The organism is Bacillus sp. 522_BSPC, from assembly GCF_001076885.1.
In the GTDB taxonomy this organism is placed as follows: Bacteria; Bacillota; Bacilli; order Bacillales; family Cytobacillaceae; genus Niallia; species Niallia hominis.
The window spans coordinates 1-2,859 of sequence record NZ_JVDT01000053.1; the positions used below are offsets into that span (position 1 = coordinate 1).

Sequence of the window (2,859 nt, forward strand, 5' to 3'; positions counted from 1 at the left end):
ACTACGCAAAAGAGGTGATCAGAAGTTTGCTAGCTGATAGGCGCATACTACTTAGAGAATGCTAGAATCTAATTCTAGTTTTATATAGTAGAACTATTTACTAAGGCCTCCGTCTTTTCTGCATTCGTATAATAATCTACCAAGCTTAAAAATATTTTAGCTGTATGAAGCAATGCCCTTTCATCAAAAGTGAATTTTGGATGATGATGAGGATACACAGCATCAATTTCTTCATTTCGAGCTCCAACCGAAAAGAAACATCCAGGACGATTTTGCAGATAGTAAGAAAAATCTTCTCCACCCATGCCTGGTTTTTCTATTTTTACAAGCTTGCTTTCTGGTAAGACGTCGATCAAACACTTTTCTAAAATATTCGTTTCATCTGCTGTATTAACAGTAGATGGATAGCCTTTTGCATAATTAAATGCATATTCTGCATGAAATGCTTTACATACACCACTAATTAGCTGCTCCATCTCTTCCTCAATCAGGGACCGGACATCCTCATCGAATGTGCGGACTGTTCCAGTTAGTTCAGCCGTATCTGCTATGACGTTCCCTGCATTTCCTGCATGGAATGAACCGATCGAAATTACTGCAGGCTTTTGCGGGTTAACCCTTCTACTCACAATATGTTTTAACTGATTAGCAATTTGGGCACCAACTGCAACAGAATCAATCGTTTGATGTGGAGAAGCACCATGTCCACCTTTTCCTTGGATTTTTAATTCAAAGGCGTCACTTGCAGCTGAAACAGGTCCTATTCCATAAAGAACACTTCCTAGTTCAGCACCAGAAGCTAAATGAGCACCATAAACAACATCGACCCCATCTAAACACCCATCTTCAATCATCGCAATGGCTCCCCCTGGCGGCAATTCTTCAGCATGCTGATGTAGCAGCACCACATTTCCAGCTAAGTCATCCGCATTCTCTTGTAGAACCTTCGCTACAGCTAATAAGGTAGCGGTATGCCCATCATGTCCACATGCATGCATCACACCTGGTACCTTCGATTTAAAATCAACGTCTTTCTCATCCTGAATAGGCAATGCGTCAAAGTCTGCTCGTAAAGCAATCGTTTTTCCTGGCTTTGCCCCATAAATTTTGCCGACAACTCCGTTTCCACCGACATTCCGTCTGACCTCAATACCGAAGCTTTCTAATAAGTCACCAATCATTTTACTTGTATTTACTTCTTGAAAAGACAGCTCTGGATTTTCGTGTAAATATCGTCTCCACTCTACCATTTGGTCATACATTGCTTCGATTTCTTTGTACCATTTATCTAACATCTATTAATCGCTCCCATCCCATTTATTTTTCGAAAATGCCTTTTTATCGAACTGGTTCAGCAAGATTTTCTTTCACCTGTGACGATACATAATTATCGACAATACTTAGGAACGCTTTTCCAGTATTAATCATTGCCCTTTCATCAAAATCGAACATTGGATGATGGTGAGGATAAGCTTTTCCATCTGCTACCTGTGCCCCTGTATGAAAAAACATGCCCGGCTTTTCAAGCAAATAATAGGAGAAATCCTCTGCCCCCATAATTGGTACGGAACGAACTAACATATTCTTATCAAGTGAATCTTCAATGACCTTTTCAAAAACCTCTACTTCTTCCTCATGATTATAAACTGCAGGGTAACCCTTAATATAATTAATCTCACAAGTAGCCTGCATACTTTCGCAAATTTCATTTGCCATTAATTTAATTTCTTCTTCCATAAATAAACGCAAATCTTTATCTAGCGTTCTTACAGTTCCTGTCATCACCGCAGTATCGGCAATTACATTTTTAGCATTTCCTCCATGGAAGGAACCTATAGACAATACAACAGGATTTAATGGATCAACCCGTCTACTAGCAATATATTGTAACTGGCTTACTAATGCAGTACCGATAGCAATAGCATCCACCGTTTCATGGGGAGCAGAACCATGTCCGCCCTTTCCTTTAATCGTAATTTCAAAAGCGTCGGCTGCCGCCTGGGAATAGCCTGGTTTATAATAGTACTTTCCTAATTCATTTAGAGAAGATAGATGGGAGCCATAAACAACATCTACATCTTTTAAACAATCATCTTCAATCATCGCCTTTGCTCCACCTGGCGACATCTCTTCTGCATGCTGATGAAGCAATACAATATTTCCTGTAATACTGTCTCTATTATCTTGAAGAACCTTTGCCACTGCTAATAAGGTGGCGGTATGTCCATCATGCCCACATGCATGCATGACACCAGGGACCTTTGATTTATATGGTACATCCTTTTCATCTTGAATTGGTAGAGCGTCAAAATCAGCACGCAATGCAATTGTTTTTCCAGGTTTCGCACCATAGATTTTTCCAACAACTCCTCTACCGCCTACATTTCTCCTTACCTCAATACCGAATCCTTCTAAAATTTCAGCAATCATTCTTGGTGTTTCCACCTCTTGGAAAGATAGTTCCGGGTACTGGTGAAAATGCCTTCTCCATTCAACCATTTGATCAAACATCTGCGCTAATTCACTATGCCATTTTTTTAACATACTACCCCTCCTAATAATTTTGCTCTTAATAAGGCATACCTCCTGAGAAGAAAAAATGGAGCTTAAACCAATACTTCATTTCGATTTCTTTTATATTAACGGTAATTTCCAATAAAGTATAATAAGAATTTTTAATCATCGAAATATTCAGAATTAAATTTATAACTGCTACATTTTTATCAAATCTTTCTATATAAAGGTTGTTATCGTTTACAATTTTCTTTTCTTATAGACGAAATGACATTCCTAAATTCTATAAAAAAAGGCTGGCACAAAACTAAATAACTAATCTTTAAAGACGAACAATCTTTAATT

Annotated in this window: 2 protein-coding genes; both read right to left on the reverse strand. The window is 38.3% G+C overall.

All coding sequences use genetic code 11. The features are described from left to right. Positions 1–80 precede the first annotated feature (80 nt). Positions 81–1,295 carry a M20 family metallopeptidase gene (locus ADJ83_RS04225; protein ID WP_031539567.1) on the reverse strand — a complete coding sequence of 405 codons (1,215 nt, stop codon included), beginning with the start codon at positions 1,293–1,295 and terminating at the stop codon, positions 81–83. Between the two features lie 43 nt (positions 1,296–1,338). Next, positions 1,339–2,544, reverse strand: coding sequence for an amidohydrolase (locus ADJ83_RS04230; RefSeq protein WP_031539569.1), 1,206 nt, complete (start codon positions 2,542–2,544; stop codon positions 1,339–1,341). Positions 2,545–2,859 lie beyond the last annotated feature (315 nt).

Coding starts and splice junctions, on each gene's coding strand:
- ADJ83_RS04225 (WP_031539567.1), bottom strand. CDS start 1,295: ATGTTAGATAAATGGTACAAAGAAATCGAAGCAATGTATGACCAAATG.
- ADJ83_RS04230 (WP_031539569.1), bottom strand. CDS start 2,544: ATGTTAAAAAAATGGCATAGTGAATTAGCGCAGATGTTTGATCAAATG.